Annotated in this window: 16 protein-coding genes; 8 read left to right on the top strand and 8 right to left on the bottom strand. The window is 69.0% G+C overall.

What is annotated here, in order from left to right; translation table 11 throughout:
* The first annotated feature begins 92 nt into the window (after window positions 1–92).
* From KCI33_RS15915 to KCI33_RS15885, 7 genes are all read left to right on the top strand, one after another.
* Entirely contained in the window at window positions 93–986 is an 894-nt protein-coding gene (locus KCI33_RS15915) for a LysR family transcriptional regulator (RefSeq protein WP_212525793.1), read from the top strand.
* A gap of 108 nt (window positions 987–1,094) precedes the next feature.
* Window positions 1,095–1,736 carry an NAD(P)H:quinone oxidoreductase gene (gene wrbA, locus KCI33_RS15910; protein WP_212525792.1) on the top strand — a complete coding sequence of 214 codons (642 nt, stop codon included), beginning with the start codon at window positions 1,095–1,097 and terminating at the stop codon, window positions 1,734–1,736.
* Window positions 1,736–2,374 (top strand): DsbA family protein, encoded by a 639-nt coding sequence (locus KCI33_RS15905; protein WP_212525791.1) that lies wholly within the window; start codon window positions 1,736–1,738, stop codon window positions 2,372–2,374. The genes wrbA and KCI33_RS15905 overlap by 1 nt, the downstream gene beginning before the upstream one ends.
* Before the next feature lie 57 nt (window positions 2,375–2,431).
* Window positions 2,432–3,307 carry an EamA family transporter gene (locus KCI33_RS15900; protein WP_212525790.1) on the top strand — a complete coding sequence of 292 codons (876 nt, stop codon included), beginning with the start codon at window positions 2,432–2,434 and terminating at the stop codon, window positions 3,305–3,307.
* Window positions 3,308–3,538: 231 nt separating this feature from the next.
* A complete protein-coding gene (locus KCI33_RS15895) occupies window positions 3,539–4,672 on the top strand; it encodes an efflux RND transporter periplasmic adaptor subunit (protein WP_212525789.1) in 1,134 nt (377 codons plus the stop codon).
* Window positions 4,673–4,696: 24 nt separating this feature from the next.
* Window positions 4,697–7,795, top strand: coding sequence for an efflux RND transporter permease subunit (locus KCI33_RS15890; RefSeq protein WP_212525788.1), 3,099 nt, complete (start codon window positions 4,697–4,699; stop codon window positions 7,793–7,795).
* 90 nt (window positions 7,796–7,885) lie between these two features.
* Window positions 7,886–9,064 carry an MFS transporter gene (locus tag KCI33_RS15885; RefSeq protein ID WP_212525787.1) on the top strand — a complete coding sequence of 393 codons (1,179 nt, stop codon included), beginning with the start codon at window positions 7,886–7,888 and terminating at the stop codon, window positions 9,062–9,064.
* A gap of 133 nt (window positions 9,065–9,197) precedes the next feature.
* On the opposite strand, the gene KCI33_RS15880 is transcribed toward KCI33_RS15885, so the two are convergent.
* The 6 genes from KCI33_RS15880 to KCI33_RS15855 form a co-directional block, all read right to left on the bottom strand.
* Entirely contained in the window at window positions 9,198–10,520 is a 1,323-nt protein-coding gene (locus KCI33_RS15880; protein WP_212525786.1) for a TRAP transporter large permease subunit, read from the bottom strand.
* Window positions 10,521–10,560: 40 nt separating this feature from the next.
* Window positions 10,561–11,109 carry a TRAP transporter small permease gene (locus tag KCI33_RS15875; protein WP_212525785.1) on the bottom strand — a complete coding sequence of 183 codons (549 nt, stop codon included), beginning with the start codon at window positions 11,107–11,109 and terminating at the stop codon, window positions 10,561–10,563.
* A 65-nt stretch (window positions 11,110–11,174) separates the two neighbouring features.
* A complete protein-coding gene (locus KCI33_RS15870) occupies window positions 11,175–12,245 on the bottom strand; it encodes a C4-dicarboxylate TRAP transporter substrate-binding protein (RefSeq protein WP_212525784.1) in 1,071 nt (356 codons plus the stop codon).
* A 76-nt stretch (window positions 12,246–12,321) separates the two neighbouring features.
* Entirely contained in the window at window positions 12,322–14,691 is a 2,370-nt protein-coding gene (locus tag KCI33_RS15865; RefSeq protein ID WP_212525783.1) for a xanthine dehydrogenase family protein molybdopterin-binding subunit, read from the bottom strand.
* Window positions 14,688–15,173: a (2Fe-2S)-binding protein gene (locus tag KCI33_RS15860; RefSeq protein WP_212525782.1), complete on the bottom strand. Its 486-nt coding sequence runs from the start codon at window positions 15,171–15,173 to the stop codon at window positions 14,688–14,690. Before KCI33_RS15860 ends, KCI33_RS15865 begins: the two co-directional genes overlap by 4 nt.
* Window positions 15,166–16,035: a xanthine dehydrogenase family protein subunit M gene (locus tag KCI33_RS15855; protein WP_212525781.1), complete on the bottom strand. Its 870-nt coding sequence runs from the start codon at window positions 16,033–16,035 to the stop codon at window positions 15,166–15,168. The genes KCI33_RS15860 and KCI33_RS15855 overlap by 8 nt, the downstream gene beginning before the upstream one ends.
* Window positions 16,036–16,146: 111 nt before the next feature.
* Between KCI33_RS15855 and KCI33_RS15850 the strand changes: the two genes are divergently transcribed.
* Window positions 16,147–16,788 carry a TetR/AcrR family transcriptional regulator gene (locus KCI33_RS15850; RefSeq protein WP_212525780.1) on the top strand — a complete coding sequence of 214 codons (642 nt, stop codon included), beginning with the start codon at window positions 16,147–16,149 and terminating at the stop codon, window positions 16,786–16,788.
* Here KCI33_RS15850 and KCI33_RS15845 read toward each other — a convergent pair.
* Complete coding sequence (locus KCI33_RS15845; RefSeq protein ID WP_212525779.1) at window positions 16,785–17,372, bottom strand: carbon monoxide dehydrogenase subunit G; 588 nt, start codon at window positions 17,370–17,372, stop codon at window positions 16,785–16,787. The two genes, KCI33_RS15850 and KCI33_RS15845, sit on opposite strands and share 4 nt — an antisense overlap.
* Before the next feature lie 293 nt (window positions 17,373–17,665).
* Window positions 17,666–18,805, bottom strand: coding sequence for a mandelate racemase/muconate lactonizing enzyme family protein (locus KCI33_RS15840; RefSeq protein ID WP_212525778.1), 1,140 nt, complete (start codon window positions 18,803–18,805; stop codon window positions 17,666–17,668).
* Between the last annotated feature and the right edge of the window lie 4 nt (window positions 18,806–18,809).

Genomic DNA, 18,809 nt, shown 5'->3' with positions numbered 1-18,809 from the left:
GCGCAAAGGCGGGCGACAGGCGGCGCGCGCCCGTGCTATGGCTGCGGCCGGAGGATCCACGGCCATCTGGCCCCTGACCCGGAGACAGCGGAATGGACAGGCTCGACGTCATGAAGGCGTTCTGCCGGATCGTGGAGCGCGGCAGCTTCGCCAGGGCGGCCGAGGACATGGGCGTATCCCCCGCCCTGCTCAGCCGCGAAACGCGCCTGCTGGAGGAAAGCCTCGGCTGCACGCTGCTGACCCGCACCACGCGGTCGATGTCGCTGACCGATCACGGCCGGCACTATTACGACGAGGCGCGGCGCATCCTGCACGACATCGGCGCCATGGAGGACCGCCTGCGCCGCGGCGCCGAGACGGTGAAGGGGCGGTTGCGCGTGAACGCCCCGGTCTCCTGGGGGCTGAGCGTGCTGTCGCCGCTGCTGCCGCCCTTCCTGCGGCGCCATCCCGATCTCACGCTGGCGCTGACGCTGGAGGACCGCGTGCTGGACATGGTCGAGGGCGGCTTCGACCTGTCGCTGCGGCTGCGCGCGGAACTGCCGGATTCGGGCCTGTTCGCGCGCCGGATCGGCGGCATCCGCCAGCGGCTGTTCGCGGCGCCGTTCTATCTCGACGCGCGCGGGCGTCCGGGCGCGGTCGCGGATCTGAGGGGCCACGACCATGTCGCCTTCGAACATGCCGACCACGCCCAGAAATGGACGCTGATCGGCCCCGGCGGCACCGAGGAGTTGCCGCTCGAGCCGCGGCTGCGGCTGGGCAGCAGCCTGTTCCTGCGCGACATGCTGGCGGCCGGGATGGGCGTCGGCGCACTGCCCGATTTCATCGCCGACCCCGAGGTCGCTGCCGGGCGGCTGGAACGGGTGCTGCCCGAGCATGAGCTGCCGCCGCGGCAGATCTTCGCGGTCACCGCCTCGCGGCTTGGCACGGACGCCAAGACCGCGGCCTTCCTCGACCATCTGCAAGACGCGCTGCGCGACCCGCGCTGACATTCTTCACGAAGCGTAAAGAATGACTTTCCCCCGGGCAGCTTATTCCGCGCCGGGCCGGGGGGCATGTTGGGTCCAACCGAAACCCAACCGACACGAGGCCCCCCGATGACCCGCGTTCTTGTTCTCTACTATTCCAGCTACGGCCATATCCGCGCCCTCGCCGAGGCCGAGGCCGACGGCGCGCGCAGCGTGCCCGGCGTGACCGTCGATCTGCGCCGCGTGCCCGAAACCGTGCCGCCGGCGATCCGCGAAAGCGCGGGATACCTGCCGGACGACAGGCCCGAGGCCAGGGTCGCCGACCTGCCCGCCTATGACGCGATCATCCTCGGCACGCCCACGCGCTTTGGCAACATGGCGGCGCAGGTGAAGCAGTTCCTGGACACCGCCGGCGGGCTCTGGGCGCAGAACGCGCTGGTGGGCAAGGTCGGGGCGGTCTTCACCTCGACCGGCTCGCAACATGGCGGGCACGAGGCGGCGGTGCTCTCGACCCATGTGCCGATGCTGCATTTCGGCATGCTGATCGCCGGCATGCCCTACAGCTTCGCCGGGCAGATGCGGATGGACGAAATCGTCGGCGGCTCGCCCTATGGCGCGGGCACGGTGGCGGGCGGAGACGGGTCGCGCCAGCCCTCCGAAACCGAGCTTGCCGGCGCGCGGTTCCAGGGCCGCCACGTTGCCCGGATCGCGGCCCGGCTGGCAACCGCGGCTGCGGCCGACACCGATGCAGACGCGCGCGAGGTGGCGTGATGACCCGGCTGACCCTCGAATTCTTTCACGACGCGGTCTGCGGCTGGTGCTTCAACCTCTCGCCGAGGCTGCGCGCGCTGGCCGGCGAGTTCGACCTCGACATCCACCACCGGACATTCGTGCTGCAGGACAGTCCGGCGCAGATGGTGGCGGCCTTCGGATCGCTGCCGCGCGCGAGGGAGACGATCCTCGGCCACTGGGCCGCCTGCCGCGCGGCCAGCGACGACCCCGGCGCCTTCGACATCGACGGCATGCGCGCGGCCCCCTTCGCCTATCCCCACGGCCTGCCCGCCGCGCTGGCCTGCAAGGCGGCCGAGCGGCTGGCGGGGCGGGAAGGTCACTGGCGGATCTTCGACGCGCTCCAGCGCGCGCATATCAGCCAGGCCCGCAACATCGCCGACCCGGAGGTTCTGACCGCCGTGGCCCGGGACTGCGGCCTCGCCCCCCGCGCCTTCGCGCAGGGCCTGGCCGATCCGGCCACGCGGCGCGCGGTCGAGGCCGACCGCGCGATGGCGCGTCGCCTGCAGGTGACCTCGGTGCCGACAGTGATCGTGCGCGACACCGGCGCGCGGCTGGTCAACGGCCCGCTGGAGGATCTGCGCGCGCAACTGCGTGCCTGCCAGCGGCTGGTGGCCTGACAGACCGGGGCCGGCGGCAACCGCCCCGCCTGCCCCGCCTCACGAACGGAGATCCCCATGCCCCGAACCGCCGACCTGCTTCTGACCGCGCTGGCCCCCGCCATCTGGGGCAGCACCTATTTCGTCACGACCGAGTTCCTGCCGCAGGGCTACCCGGTGACGCTGGCTGTTCTGCGCGCCCTGCCCGCCGGCGTGCTGCTGTTGCTGCTGGTGCGGCGGATGCCGCCGCGGGACTGGCTGGCGCGCGTGTTCACGCTGGGCGCGCTGAATTTCGCGGTGTTCTGGGTGCTGCTCTTCGTCGCCGCCTACCGCCTGCCGGGCGGGGTCGCGGCGACGCTGGGCTCGGTGCAGGCGCTGCTGGTCATCTTCCTGGCGCGCGGCTGGCTGGGCACGCCCATCGCGGCGCTGTCGGTGGCGGCGGCGCTGGCGGGCGCGGGGGGCGTGGCGCTCCTGCTTCTGCGGCCCGGGGCGGGGTTCGACCCGCTGGGGCTGATGGCTGGCATCGGAGGGGCCTTTTCGATGGCGGCGGGCACGGTGCTCAGCCGGAAGTGGCAGCCGCCGGTGCCGCCGCTGGCCTTTACCGCCTGGCAGCTGACGGCGGGCGGGCTTCTGCTGGTGCCGGTCGCGCTGGCGCTGGAGCCGCCGCTGCCCGCGCTGGACGCGCGCAATCTCGGCGGGCTGCTGTATCTCGGGCTGGTCGGCGCGGCGCTGACCTATGCGCTGTGGTTCCGCGGCGTCGCCCGGATCGAGCCCGCGGCGGTCTCCCTGCTCGGCTTCATGAGCCCGGTGACCGCGGTGAGCCTCGGCTGGCTGTTTCTCGGCCAGAGCCTGACGCCGCTGCAGATCGCGGGCGGCGTGATCGTGCTGGGGTCGGTGTGGCTGGGGCAATCCGCCCCCCGAGGCCCCGCGCACCGGCCGGGCATGACCCGCTGACAGGCCCTCGGCAGGCGGAATCCGGCGATCCCCGCGATTGCGGGATATATGCCAGCGGCCTGCCCCTCGGCGTCCTCCGGAGGCACAGGCCTGCCGGGGGCGGGCGTGGACGCACATCGCATCTGTTCCAAGCCGCATTGCGTGCCGCGCATGCAGTCTTTAACAGAAACCCACGCCCGGTTCCTTCGTCCGAAAGGGACCCGCGCAACCCGATCGGCAGGAGGCTATTCCATGACCCGGACCAGGAATTTGATCGCCGCGCTCTGCGCAGGGGCCGCTCTGTGCGGGGCCGGACAGGCCACGGCCCAGAACCAGCGCCCCCCCGCCGCGGTCACAGTGGTCACGATGCAGCCCCAATCCGTCACGCTGACCTCGACCCTGCCCGGGCGCGTCGGCGCCTCGGCCGAGGCCGAGGTCCGCCCTCAGGTCAACGGCATCATCACCGAGCGGCTTTTCCGCGAAGGCGCTGAGGTGAGCGAGGGCGACGCGCTTTACCGGATCGACGCGGCGACCTACGAGGCGGCGCTGGCCCAGGCCGAGGCCGCCGTGACCCAGGCGCGGGTGCAGCTCGACCTGGCCGGAACCGAGGCCGAGCGGGTCCGCGAATTGCAGTCGCGCAACGTGGCCAGCCAGCAGGCGCTGGACGACGCGCTGTCGGCGCGCGACGCGGCCGCCGCCGCGCTGCAGGTCGCACAGGCGCGGCGCCGGGTCGCCGAGATCGAGCTGGATCGCACCACGATCCGCGCCCGGCTGTCGGGCGAGATCGGCCTGTCGCGCACCAGCCCCGGCGCCCTGGTGACGGCCAGCCAGGCCGCGCCGCTGGCCGTGATCCGCGACATCGACCCGGTGCATGTGGATGTCACGCAATCCGCCGCCGACCTGCTGCGCTGGCGGCGCGGCCACACCGCCGAGGTGCTGGGCTCCGCCGATCTGGAGGTCAAGCTGACGCTGGCCGACGGCTCGGCCTATGACCAGACGGGCACCCTGACCGCGGCCGAGCCGCATGTCGATCCGCAGACCGGCGTCGTGGTCCTGCGGATGGCATTCGAAAACCCCGACCGGCTGCTGCTGCCCGGCATGTATGTCCAGGTCGAGATGCCCACGCAGAAACTCGACGGCGTGTTCCTAGCCCCGCAGGAGGGCATCATGCGCGATCGCCGCGGCCGCCCCATCGCCTGGATCGTAAACGAAGAAAACGTGGTCGAGGAACGCCCCCTGACCGTCCTGCAGGATCGCGGCGCGGACTGGGTGGTCAGCGAGGGGCTGGCGGCCGGCGACCGCATGATCGTGGCCGGCTTCCAGAAGACCGGCCCCGGCGCCACCGTCACCCCCGAGGAACGACAACCGGCCGCCGCCGGCAACTGATCCCCAACCACAGGAGCGCCGATCATGGCCCGTTTCTTCATCGACCGTCCGGTGTTCGCCTGGGTGATCTCGATCCTGATCATGGGGGTTGGCATTCTGGCCATCCGCAGCCTGCCCGTGGCGCAATATCCGCAGATCGCCCCGCCCTCGGTCACGGTTCAGGCCACCTATCCCGGCGCCTCGGCCGAGACCGTGGCCAACACCGTCACCCAGATCATCGAGCAGCAGATGACCGGGCTCGACGGGCTGCGCTACATCTCGTCCAGTTCCACCTCGGCGGGCAGCGCCAGCATCGAACTGACCTTCGAGACCGGCACGGATGCCGACATCGCGCAGGTGCAGGTCCAGAACAAGCTGGCGCAGGCGACGTCGCTGCTGCCCGAGCCGGTGCAGCGGCAGGGCGTTCAGGTGCAGAAATCGACCTCCGGATTCCTGATGGTGGTCGGCCTGATCTCGCGCGATGGCCAGTACGAAGAGGTCGATCTGGCCGACTACATGATCACCAATCTGGTGGACGAGCTGAGCCGGGTCGAGGGCGTCGGCAACGTGCGCGTCTTCGGCGCGCAATACGCCATGCGGATCTGGCTCGACCCGTCGCGGCTGGCCGCCTTCGAGCTGACGCCGCAGGACGTGGTGAACGCGGTCGCGGCGGAAAACGCGCAGATCTCGGCCGGCGCCTTCGGCAGCCGCCCGGCGGTCGCGGGCCAGCAGCTCAATGCGACGATCACCGCACAGTCGCTGCTGCGCACGCCCGAGGATTTCCGCCAGATCGTGCTGCGCGCCGAAACCGACGGCGGTCTGGTGCTGCTCGACGATGTGGCGCGGGTCGAGATCGGCGCCGAGCGCTACGGCACCATCGCCCGGTTCAACCGCAACCCCGCGGCGGGCATGGCGATCAGCCTGGCGCCGGGGGCGAACGCGCTGGACACAGCCGGAGCGGTCAAGGAAAAGCTGGCGGATTTCGCCCGGTTCTTCCCCGAGGGCATGGATTACGTCATTCCCTACGACACGACGCCCTTCGTCGAGATCTCGATCAAGGAGGTGGTGAAGACCCTGTTCGAGGCGATCGGGCTGGTCTTCCTGGTGATGCTGCTGTTCCTGCAGAACCTGCGCGCCACGCTGATCCCGACGCTGGCGGTGCCGGTGGTTCTGCTGGGCACCTTCGGGATCCTTGCCGCGGCGGGCTTCACCATCAACACCCTGACCATGCTGGCGATGGTGCTGGCGATCGGCCTGCTGGTCGATGACGCGATCGTGGTCGTCGAGAACGTCGAGCGCATCATGGAGGAGGACGGGCTGTCCCCGCGCGAGGCCACCTACAAATCCATGGGCCAGATCACCGGCGCGCTGATCGGCATCGCCATGGTGCTGTCGGCGGTGTTCGTGCCGATGGCGTTCTTCAGCGGCTCTACGGGCGTGATCTACCAGCAGTTCGCGATCACCATCGTCTCGGCGATGGCGCTGTCGGTGGTGGTGGCGCTGACACTGACCCCGGCGCTCTGCGCGACCCTGCTGAAGAAAAGCGACCACCCGGCGCGGCGCGGGCCGTTCGGGTTGTTCAACCGCGGCTTCGACGCCACGCTGCGCGGCTATGGCGGCAGCGTCGGCTGGCTGGTGCGCCGCCCGCTGCGGGTCGGGCTGGTCTATGTCGCGCTCGCCGTGGGCATGGTGATGCTGTTCGCGCGCACACCCACCGGGTTCCTGCCCGACGAGGATCAGGGCATCCTCTTCACCATGATCCAGGCCCCCACCGGCGCCACCGCCGAGCGCACGCTGGATGTGGTCCGTCAGGTCGAGAACCATTTCCTCGAAAACGAAACCGGCACCGTCGGTTCGATGTTCGGGGTTGTCGGCTTCGGCTTCGCCGGACAGGGACAGAATATGGGGCTGGCCTTCGTGCAGCTCAAGGACTGGTCCGAGCGCACCGCGCCGGGCCAGAGCGTCCAGGCCGTCGCCGGACGGGCCTTCGGCGCCTTCAGCCAGATCCGCGACGCGATGGTCTTCCCGATCGTGCCGCCCTCGGTGATCGAGCTGGGCAATATCTCGGGCTTCGATTTCTACCTGCAGGCGCGCGGCGGGCAGGGCCATGCCGAGCTCGTGCAGGCGCGCAACCAGTTGTTGGGGATGGCCGCGCAAAGCCCGCTGATCGCCTCGGCGCGGCCCAGCGGGCTGGAGGATGCGGCGCAGTTCAACCTGAACATCGACTGGCGCAAGGCCGGCGCGATGGGGCTGTCGGCCGCGGATGTGGGCAACCTGCTGACGGTCGCCTGGGCCGGGCGCTATGTGAACGATTTCATCGACGGCGGCCGCATCAAGAAGGTCTACGTCCAGGGCGAGGCCGATGCGCGGGCGGTGCCCTCGGACCTGCAGAAATGGCGGGTGCGCAACGCCAGCGGCGGGCTCGTTCCGTTCTCGAACTTCGCCGAAGGGGCGTGGAGCTACGGCCCGCAGGGGCTCTACCGCTACAACGGCGTGCCCTCGCTGCGGATCCAGGGCAGCCCGGCGCCGGGCGTGAGTTCCGGCGAGGCGATGGCCGAGATCGAGCGCCTCGCCGCCCAGCTGCCCGGCGGCTATAACGTGGCCTGGACCGGCCTGTCGCTGGAAGAGCGCGAATCCGGCAACAAGGCGCCGCTGCTCTACGCGCTGTCGCTGGCGGCGGTGTTCCTGTCGCTGGCCGCCCTCTACGAAAGCTGGACGGTCCCCTTCGCGGTGATGCTGGCCATGCCGATCGGCGTGCTGGGCGCGCTTGTCGGCGCCTGGCTGGGTGGGTTCGACAATGGCGTGTTCTTCCAGGTCGGCCTGCTGACCGTCATCGGCCTGACCGGCAAGAACGCGATCCTTATCGTCGAATTCGCGCGCGACAGGGTCGAGGCGGGCGAGCGGTTGCTGGACGCGGTGCGCAACGCGGCGGCGCAGCGGTTCCGGCCGATCATCATGACCTCGATGGCGTTTTCGCTGGGCGTTCTCCCGCTGGTGCTGAGCACCGGCGCCGGATCCGGGGGGCGCAACGCGATCGGGGCCGGCGTTCTGGGCGGCACCGTCTCGGCGACGGTTCTGGGCGTGCTCTTCGTGCCGCTTTTCTTCGTCGTCGTGATGCGTCTCGTCGGGCGTGGCGAGAGGTGAGGCGCGCGGCAGCGGAGCCGTCCCGGCGCGGGCGGCGCCACGGCGCGGCGCCGAACGCGAGCGCGATTTTCCAGCCATGGGAGCGCAGTGTTGGCGGCTGAAGGATCCACGCGCTGGGGCGTTGTCGGAATGGCCGTTCTGGCCGGGGTCGTCGCGGCGATGCATGTCGGCAAACTGCCGCCGGCCCTGCCCCGCATCCGCGAAGACCTGGGTCTGAGCCTGGTCGCGGGCGGCTTCGTCATCTCGCTGTTCAATGTCCTCGGCATGAGCCTGTCGGTCTTCGTCGGCGGCCTGTGCGACTGGCTGGGCCGTCGGCGCCTCGTGATCGTGGGCTTCTCCTGCCTGGCCGCGGGCGGCGCCCTGGCCGCGCTGTCGCACACATTGCCCCCGCTGATGATCAGCCGGCTGGTCGAGGGGGTGGGCTTCATCGCCATCTCGGTCTCGATGCCGGCGGTGGTCTTGGCCGCCGCGTCCGAACGCGACCGGCCGATGGCGCTGAGCCTGTGGAGCGTCTACACCCCGACGGGAATGACGCTTGTCCTTCTGAGCGCGCCGGTGGCGCTGGAGGTCGTGGGGTGGCGCGGCATCTGGTGGGTCATCGCCGCACTCTGTCCCTTCATGGCCTATGGCGTGCTCTGGGCGATGCGGCAAGTCACGCTTCCGGCGCCCGCGACGGGCCGCCTTGTCGGAACCCTGCGCGAAGCGGTCTCCAGCCCGGGCCTTCTGCTGCTGGCGCTGATCTTTTGCGTCTACGCGTTCCAGTGGGTCACGCTGATGGTGTGGCTGCCGACCTTCCTGACCGAAAGCCTGTCGCTGGACCTCGCCCAGGCCTCCGTCGCGACCGCGCTGGTGGTCCTGTCAAATATCGTCGGCTGCCTGGCGGGCGGCTGGCTGTTGCGCGGCGGGCGGTCGGCGCGGCGGCTGGTCCTGCTCGGCGGCGCCGCGATGGGCGTGGCGGAGATCGGCATCTTCCTTCCGGTTCTGGGGGACGGTGCCCGGATCGCCCTCTGTATCGCCTTTTCCCTGCTCGGCGGGCTGATCCCGCCGGGCCTGTTCGGCTGCGTGCCTCTGAGGGCGCCGTCGCCGCGCCATCTGGGCGCGGGCAATGGGATGCTGATGCAGGGCTCGGCGCTGGGCCAGTTCGCCGGCGCGCCGATCGTGGCTGCCACGGTCTCCGCCGCCGGCAATGACTGGCGCTTCGCGCTGATCCCGATGCTGACCGCCTGCGCGGTGTCGATCGCCGCCGCGACCCGGATGCAGCGGGACTGAGACCGGCGGCGGAACATCCGCCGCGGCGGGCGGGCATGCGGGGCATGCGCCGGGGGGAGATGCGCGCTCAGGCCGCTTCCCGTGCCCCCCTTCCGCCCGCCCCCGGACAATGCGGGCCGTGACCGGCCCCGGCTCAGAACGCGCCGCGCGCGAGCCAGACCGTCGTCCAGGGCATCACCACGATCAGGACCAGAACCAGCAGCATCACCAGCACATAGGGCAGCGCCCCCAGGAACACCGTCTCGACCTTGATGTTCGGATCGGCCAATGCCGATTTCACCGTAAAGGCCGAAATGCCGAATGGCGGGGTCAGCAGGCCGATCTCGACGGCGATGACGGTGATGATGCCGAAGTGAATGAGGTCGATGCCCATGCCGCTGGCGATCGGGGCCGCGATGGGCACGACGATCAGCAGGATCGAGGTGCTGTCCAGCAGCATCCCCAACAGCAGAACCAGCAGGATATAGACCGCGAGGAACCCGTATTCGCCCAAGCCCAGGGTCGCGATCAGGCGGCCGACCTCCATCGGGATGCCGGCCATGGTCAGCATCCGCGAATACATGCCCGCCGCGATCAGCAGAAACAGGATGCCGACCGAGATATAGCCGGTCTCGCGCATCACCGAGCGGCTGTTCTCGGCGGTCAGCCGGCGGCGCAGAAGGGTGACGACCAGCGCCCCGGCCGCGCCGACCGCCCCGGCCTCGGTGGGGGTGAAATAGCCGGTGTAGATCCCGCCCAGCACAAGCGCCACCAGCGCGACCAGGGGCGTCAGCTTGACCGTGGCGCTGCCCAGCGTCTCGCTGTGGGAAAATTCCAGCCTGTCGGCGGCGCTCTGGACACTGCGCGGCCACAGATGGGCCGTGACCGCGATCAGGGCCAGGAAGGCGACGCTCATCATGATCCCGGGCACGACGCCGGCCAGGAACATCCGGCCGATCGATTCCTCGGCCAGCACGCCATAGACGATCAGCAGCAGCGACGGCGGGATCAGCATCCCCAGGATCGAACTGCCCGCGACCGTGCCCACCGCGAACCGGGGATTGTAGCCGTGCCGGATCATCTCGGGCACGGCGACGCGCGTGAACACCGCCGCCGAGGCGATCGAGATGCCGGTGACCGCCGCGAAAACCATGTTCGACATCACGGTCGCCATCCCCAGCCCGCCGCGGATCCGCCGCAGACCCCATTCGGCCACGTCGAAGGTGTCCTTTCCGACATTCGAGACCGACACCAGCAGCCCCATCATCACGAACATCGGGATGGTGGCGAAGATGTAGTCCGAGATGCCGCCATAGACGGTCAGCGACACCAGCTTGACCGCCAACTCGAAATTGCCGCGCATCAGCCAGACGCCGACGAAGGACAGAAAGATCAGCGCCACGCCGATATGCATGCCGATCAGGATCAGCGGCACGAGGACGCCGACGAGGCTCAGTCCGATTTCAATGGGGCTCATGCCTGTTCCTCCGATAGGGGCGTGGTCCGGGACAATGCGTTCATGCCTCGTGCCGCGCGCGGCCCGCCCTGAAATGGACTGCGATCCGCACGAGGAAGGCCGCGACCGTCGCCGCCAGGCCGATCACCAGAACCAGCCGGACCGGCCAACTCGGAAAGGTGAAGACCCCCTGCACTCCGTAGAATTCATGTCTCTGCCAGCTCTGCTCCAGCAACGCGATGCTGCCATAGAGCGCGACCGCGAAGATCCCCGCCCCGGTCGCCGCGAACAGAACCTCCAGAAGGTTGGCCAGACCCGGCGCGCGCCGGCCCAGCGGCGCGATCAGCAGGTCGGTGCGGGTCAGCCGGTTGTGCAGCACCGTCTCGGGCAGTTGCAGGCTGACGATGGCGATCACCGAAAAGGCCGCAATCTCGGCCACGCCGGTGATCGGCGCGTTCAGGAAGGAGCGGCCGATCACGTCGGCGCAGATCAACGCGATCAGCAGAACCAGCCACAGCCCGCCCAGCCACGCCAGAATGTGCAGAGCTGCGCCGAACAGGCCGAAGCGCCGCGCTGCGGGGCGCTGTTCGGATACGGATGAGTCGGCCATGATGCGCTCTCCCTCGGCAAAAGGTCTCCGGCCGCCCCCGGACGGGGCCGGCCGGAGGACTGACGTCATTCGATCCCGGCGGACCAGTCGCGGGCCGGGGTCAGACCGGCCGCTTTCAGGCGGGCGATATATTCCTTCATCACCAGGGCCGCGGGCAGGCCACGGGCCTCGTTGGTCTTGACCCATTGGGCCGCGATGTCGGGCAGGCCCTGAACCCATTTCTGACGCTCTTCGGCCGGGAACTCGCTGACCTTGGCGCCCTCGGCCGCCATCTGTGCCATCGCCGCCTCGGAGTTCGAGGTGATCTCTTCGGCCAGGGCGTCACGATAGAGCTTGCCGGCCTCGATGATGACGTCCTGCACCTCGGGCGGCATGGAATCGAAACGATCCTTGTTCATGCCGACCGCGCCCAGATACATCGCGCCGATGTTCACCTTGGTGATATAGGGCGCGACCTCGTGCACCTTGGTCGGCAGGATGCCGGTGGCAAAGGACAGGGTGCCCTCGGACACCCCGGTCTGGATGTCGGTGTAATAGGTGGTCAGGCCGCCATCGACGGGAATCGCGCCCGTGCCCTCAAGCCAGGCCGCCGACACGCCTGGGGCCGAGATCTTGCGCCCCTTCAGGTCGTCGACACTGTCCACCGGAAAGGTGGTCAGAAGGTGATAGCTGTCGGTACCCGCGCCGCCCAGGAAGGTCACGCCGTTTTCTTCCCAGGTCCGGCCGATCTCGGGGAATTCCTGCTGGATGCCGTCCATGACCTCCAGCACGACGCCGAGGTCGTCCGCCGCGAAGGGCGCGAAATAGGTGACGTTCTGCAGCGGCAGCGCCGAACTTTCCCACAGCGTGCCGATCCAGCCGATATCGGTGATGCCGCTCTCGACCGCGCTCAGCGTCTCGCGAAACTTGTAGAGCGAACCGCCATAGGCCTCCGTCCAGCTGACCCGATATTCCGAGCCGCGCTCTTCCAGCATGCGGTTGACGGCGGGTTTGAACACCTCGTCCATCACCCCGACCCAGTGGATCGTGGTCGGATGGCTGGACGCGATGGTCAGGTTGATGGTCTTTTCCGCCGCGGCGGGACCGGCGGCGATCATCAGGGCCAGCAGGCTGGCGCCTTTCAGGTGCATGTTCATGTGGTCTCTTCCTCCCATGTTCCGGCTCCCTCCCCGGAGCCGATTGTGTCCCTCCCCGGGGCGGGGAGGCGCAGTCTCAGATCTTTCCAAGTGCCGCCAGGATCCGCTCCGGGGTGAACGGCATCTGCCGCAGTTCCGCGCCGAAGGGCGACAAGGCATCGTTGATCGCGTTCATAACGGCCGCGGGTGCGGCCGCCGTGCCGGCCTCGCCCACGCCCTTCGCGCCCAGAGGCGACGTCAAGGTCGGGGTGACGACATGGCCGACATGGATGTCGGGCATCTCGCCGGCCATCGGCGCTAGGTAGTCGGCCATGGTCGCCGTGGTCAGTGCGCCTTCGGAATTGTAGAGCACCTCTTCGAACAGGGCCGCGCCCAGCCCCTGCACCACGCCACCGCGCACCTGTTCATCGACCAGCAGCGGATTGATCACCGTGCCGCAGTCCTCGACCACCCAGTGATCGAGTAGCCGCACCAGCCCGGTCTCGGTGTCCACCTCAAGATGGCTGGCCTGAATGCCGTTGGTGAACGCGAACGGATAGCCCTGAGGCACATAATGCCGCGCCACGGTCAGTTCGGGATGGTAATCCGCCGGCAGCGTGTCGGGCCGGAAATATGCGATGCGCCCCAGTTCCGCCAGGTCCATCCGCACCGACCCCGCGGCATCGACGATGCAGCCGTCGCGCAGGGCCAGCTCTTCGGGCCGGGCCTGCAGGATGGTCGCGGCGACGTCGAGGATATTGTCCCGCAGGGCCTGGGCGGTCTTCATCACCGTCGGCCCGCCGACCCCGGCCCCGCGCGACGCCCAGGTCGCCCCGCCATAGGGCGAGGACCGGGTATCGCCGGTGTAGACCCGCACGTCGCTCAGCGGCACGCCGAGATGGGTGGCCGCGATCTGGGCCATGATGGTCTCGGTTCCCTGCCCCTGCTCGGTGACCGAGACATCGACCCGGATCTGCCCCGATGGCTCCATCTTCATCACGCAGCCGTCCTGCGCCGAGATCCGCGCGCCCCCGACGCCGTAGAAGGCCGGGCCGGGATTTGTGATCTCGATAAAGGTGGCGAAACCGATGCCGCGATGAATGCCGCGCGCGCGCAGCTCGGCCTGCTCGTCGCGCAGCCGGGCGTAACCCATCATCTGCTCGATCCGGGCGGCGCATTCCTCATGGCTGAGCCGCTCGAACATGTAGCCGGTGGGCGAGCGGTGAGGATACATGTCCTGCGTCACCACGTTGCGGCGGCGCATCTCCAGCGGGTCGAGGCCCAGCCGGGCGGCGGCCTTGTCGACCAGCCCCTCGGTCACCGCGCAGGCGACGGGATGGCCCACCGCGCGATACTGGCACATCGGCGTCTTGTTCTGGAACACGACCTTCAGCCGCCCGCGGTAGGCGGGCATCCGGTAGGGCCCGCCCATCAGCCGGATCGCCTGGTTGCCCTCGACCGCCGAGGTCCGGGGATAGACCGAATAGGGGCCGATGCCGGTCTCGTCCACCACGTCCATCGCGAGGATCTCGCCCTCTTCGGACACCGCCATGCGGGCGCGGACCCTGTGGTCGCGGGCGTGGATATCGGTCTGGAAGCTTTCCAGGCGGTCGGCCACGAACTTGACCGGTCGGCCCAGTAGGACCGACAGGGCGCAGGTGGCCATTTCCTCGCCATAGACATGCAGCTTCATCCCGAAGGAGCCGCCGACATCCGGGGCGACGACGCGCACATCGGCCTCCTCCAGGCCGAGGTGGCGGGCATAGACATCCTGCATCTGGAACGGCGTCTGGGTCGCGTGATGCACGGTCAGTTGCCGCAGGGCCGGGTCGAAATCGGCCACCAGGCTGCGCGGCTCCAGGGTGAGCGCGGTGTGGCGGCCGAAGCGGAATTCATCCTCGACCACCAGCGCGGCCTCGGCGAAGACCGCCTCCACCCCGCCGGTGTCGAGTTCCAGCGCGAAGGCCAGATTGTCCTCGAGGTCGGGATGCACGACCGGCGCGCCGGGCGCCTGTGCGGCATCGAGGTCGAGCACCGGCGGCAGCGGCTCGTAGCTGACCTCGACCAGATCGGCGCCATCCTCGGCCAGGGCGCGGCTTTCGGCGACCACGGCGACCACGGGTTCGCCGTTCCAGCGCGCGGCATCGATCGCCAGCGGATATTGCGGCGCCGATTTCAGCCCGGGGAAGTGGTTCAGCACGCCGACCCAGGGATGGCAAAGCGGCTTCAGATCCTCGCCGGTGACGACGGCCAGAACCCCCGGCAGGGCCCGCGCCGCCGCGGTCTCGATTCCGGTGATGCGGGCATGGGCATAGGGGCTGCGGACAAAGGCCACATGCGCCAGCCGGGCAAAGGCGATGTCGTCGACGAACCGTCCGCCGCCGCGCGCGTGACGCCGCGCCGCCTCACGCGGGAGGCGGCTGCCGACCAGCCCGGCGGCCCCGGGCAGCGTGCGCTGTTCCGTCATGCCGCGCCCTCTTCGATATCGCCGGCCGCGCCGAGGGTCGCCTCGACGATCGCCTGATAGCCGGTGCAGCGGCAGTAATTGCCCGAGAGGTGCTCACGCACCTGGTCGCGGCTGGGGCGCGGGTTGTCCTCCAGCAGCGCGCGTGCGGTGATCAGCATCCCGCTGGTGCAAAAGCCGCATTGCAGGGCGTTGTGCTCATGAAACCGTTTCTGCAGTGCCTGCATCGCGGCGTCCTGCGCCAGACCCTCCAGCGTTGTCACCTCGGCGCCCTCGGCCTGCAGCGCGAACATCAGGCAGCCGCGCACGATCCGGCCGTCAACCATCACGGTGCAGGCGCCGCAGACGCCATGCTCGCAGCCGATATGGGTCGCCGTCAGGCCGGCGGTCTGACGCAGGAATTCGGCCAGGGTGGTGCGCTGCGTGACCTCGTGGCGCACCTGCTGCCCGTTCAGGCGCAGGGTGAGGGGAAAGAGGCTATCCATTCTCGTGTTCCTCCTGCAATCCGGCCAGCAGCCGGCCCGTCACGACGCCAGCGAGGTGCCGCTTGGTCGCGGCACCGGCATGGAGATCGGCCAGGGGCTCCAGGGCGTCGCGCAGCGCGGCAACCGCCTCTTCGATCGGCAGCGCCGCGATCTCGGCGCCGCGCAGGGCCTCTTCGGCGGGCGCGCAGCGCAGGGCGCGGTCGGCAACGCCAAAGAGCGCGATCCGCGCTTCGGCCACGCGCCCGGCCTCGGCGACCAGACGGATCGCGGCCCCGGCCATGGCGTAATCCCCGGCGCGGCGCACCACCTCGTCGATGGCCGAGCGCTCGGCCCGCTGCGGCCGCGGGATCGAGACCGAGCGCACGATCTCGCCTGGCGCCAGCGCGGTTTCGTAAGTGCCCAGAAAGAAGTCGCACGCCGGGATCGTGCGGCCGCCCTGGCCGCTCTCGGCGTGGATCGTCGCATCCAGCGCCAGCAATACGGCGGGCATTTCCGAGGCCGGATCGGCATGGGCGATGTTTCCGCCCAATGTGCCGCGCGAACGGATCGCCTCATGCGCGATCAGCGGAACGGCGGCCGCGATCAGCGGCGCGTGGCGGGCGATCTCGGGGCTGGCGGCAAGTTCGTGGTAGCGGGTCAGCGCGCCGATATGGAGGGCGGAGTCGCCCAGCGTCACGCCCGACAGCCCGGGGATATGGTTCACGTCCAGCAGAAGCCGCGGGCGCGCCATGCGCATCGCCATGGCCGGCACAAGGCTTTGCCCGCCCGCCAGAATGAGGGCGTCGTCGCCGATGGCCCCCATCAGCGAGAACAGTTCCTCGAGGCTTTCGACACGAACATAGTCGAAAGGCGCGGCCTTCATGCTGTCCCCTCCCCCACGGCGATTGACTCGCTGTTTATCAAACGATAATTAAGTATCTCTTGCGATGTCAATCGCTTTCTGCGCAACTGTCCCGCATCCGGAGAAAGACGATTGCCGACCGAAGAAAAACCTGACGCAGAAAAGGCGCCGCGGCGCCGCTTCTCGCCCGCCGAGCGCGAACGCCAGATCGTGGACGAGGCGATCCGCTTCTTCGCGAACGAGGGCTTCGCCGGTCAGACCCGCGAGCTGGCGCGGCGGATCGGGATCACCCAGCCGCTGCTCTACCGCTATTTCGACAGCAAGGACGCACTGCTCGACCGCGTGTATGACGAGGTCTTCGCGGGGCGCTGGAAGGATGAATGGGAGGTCACGCTGCGCGACCGCAGCCGGCCCCTGCGCGACCGGCTGCTGGAGGTCTACTGCGAATACATCAAGGTGGCGGACAATCGCGAATGGGTGCGCATCCTGCTCCTGGCGGGGATCCACGAGGAACCGCTGAACCAGCGCTATCTCGACATCGTAAAAACCCGCATCGTCGAGCCTATCTGCACCGAGGTCGCGCATGAGCTCGGCGGGGGCCCGTCGCCCCTGCTGAGCGAGATCGTCTGGTCCTTCCACGGCACGTTCTTCTACCGCGCCATCCGGAAATGGGTCTATGGGCTAAAGGTATCGGACGATGCGGCGGGCTTCGTCGAAACCCAGATCGACGGGTTCCTGGCACTGGCCCGGACGCATCTGGCGACGACGCGCTAGGCGAAGGCCATCAAGGTCACGATGCCGAGGATCAGCGCCAGCAGCCCGCTTTGCAGCCGGGCGTGGAACAGCAATTTTTCGGGAATGTCGCCGCCCTGGGGCAGCGCAGGCACCGGGGTCTGCGCGGCGGTCGCCCCGCCCCTGGCAACCTCGGCGGACAAGGCCGCCATCATGTTGTCGATATTGCGTTTCGACACCGCCTCGACCAGCCGGCCGCCCAGCGACGCCATCTTGCCGCCGATCTCGACATCCGCATCGTAGGTCAGCCGCGTCGCGCGGCCTCCGTCCAGCGGGTCAAGGGTGATTGCCGCCTGGCCGCGCGCCATGCCCGCCGCCCCGCCAGCCCCCTCACCCTCGATGCGGAAGGCGCTCGGCGGACGCTTTTCGGAAAGGCGGACCTTGCCGCGGAACCGGGCGTTGATCGGCCCGACCCGGACCGTCGCCGTCGCCTCGAAACGGTCGGCCCCGGTTTCTTCGAGATGGTCGCAACCGGGCAGGATGCGCGCCAGAACATCCGGCGTGTTCAAGGCGTTCCAGACAGTCATTGGCGCGGCGTCGATATCGTGGTGCCCGGTCAGCTTCACTTGAGTCCCTCCTTCTCGCTATTTATCAAATGATAAACTACCTCCCGGTGGATCGTCCACTGGAATCTGGGGCGACAGGCGGCCCGAGTTCAGGACACCGCCGCCCGAGGGCGCCGCGCCGGCGACAACCGGATGGACAGGCTCATCCTGACCGAGGCGGAAAGGGAAACCCGTGCGCCCGTCGCGCCGACGCAGATGCATCGACCCCATGCAGCGCAAGGTGCCGCAAGACATGGCGCGGGCGGAGGCGAACCGCGCGCTTCGCACCGGCAAGAGCCGGGCCCGCGCGCCTCTCAGAATCCGCCGTGGGCGCTGCTTTCGCGCATTATGGCGGCGGTGGGGTCCAGCCGGTGCGCCGCCAGGGCGTCTTCGTCGAAGATGACGCCATGCCCCGGCCGGTCGCCCGGAACGACGCGGGCATTGACGATGCGCGGCCCCTCGATCTGAATGCCAAAATCGGCGAGGTTCCCGCCCTCGATGTTTTCAACAAGATATCCGTTCGGAATCGCGCAGACGAGATGCGCGGAGAGTTCGAGCGAATTGTGCGGCGCGACCGTCAGGTTGGCGAACTGCGCCAAATGCGCGATCTTCATCCACTCGGTGATGCCACCGACCTTTCCGGCGTTGGGCTGAAGGATGTCGGCCGCATTTTCGCGCACATAGGCCCAGAATTCGAAGCGGTTGCACAGCTGCTCCCCCACGGCGACCGGCGTCTTGATGGAATTGCGGAGCCGCGCATGGCCGGCCACGTCGTCCGACAGGCAGGGCTCCTCGATCCATCCGGGCCGCACCTCTTCGAGCAGGGTGACATGACGCACCGCGTCCGCCGCGCGCCAGCGCTGATTGCTGTCTATGAGAAGCGTGCGCGACGGGCCGATGGCCTTGCGAACGGCGCGCAGCCGCTCCAGATCCTCCAGCGGCTCGTTGCGCCCGATCTTGATCTTGAAAACGTCGTATCCTTCCGAAAGCTGGCGCTCCACCTGCGCAACCAGTTCGTCCTGCGTGAGATGCAGGTTGACCGCGCTCGCATAGGCCCCGACGCTGGAACGCGCCCCGCCCAGAAGGCGCCAGAGAGGCATCTTCGCCGCCTTGGCCTTGATGTCCCAAAGGGCGATGTCGATCGTTGCGATGGCCTGTGTCGTGGTGCCGGCGGGGCCCGCGAAATGCAGATCCTGCCACATGAATTCCCAGAGCCTCTCGGTATCCCTCGGCTCCTCGCCGATCAGGATCGGGGCCATGTATCCGTTCACCAGCGTCGCGATGGCAAGCCCGCCGACCCCGATCGTCGTGCACCAGCCGGTGCCGGTCAGACCGCATTCGGTCTCGACCCGCGTGAGCACCAGTTCGTGATGCGTGATCTTGTATTTGGCGGATATCCACGCCTCCCGCAGCGGAAGGCGATAGGTCTCACAGGTGATGGAAGCAATTCTCAACGGG

The sequence above is a fragment of the Actibacterium sp. MT2.3-13A genome (assembly GCF_018139985.1).
Taxonomy (GTDB): domain Bacteria; phylum Pseudomonadota; class Alphaproteobacteria; order Rhodobacterales; family Rhodobacteraceae; genus JAGSOU01.
Note: the sequence above shows the minus strand (reverse complement) of the source record. Positions and strands in the feature narration are given on the sequence as shown.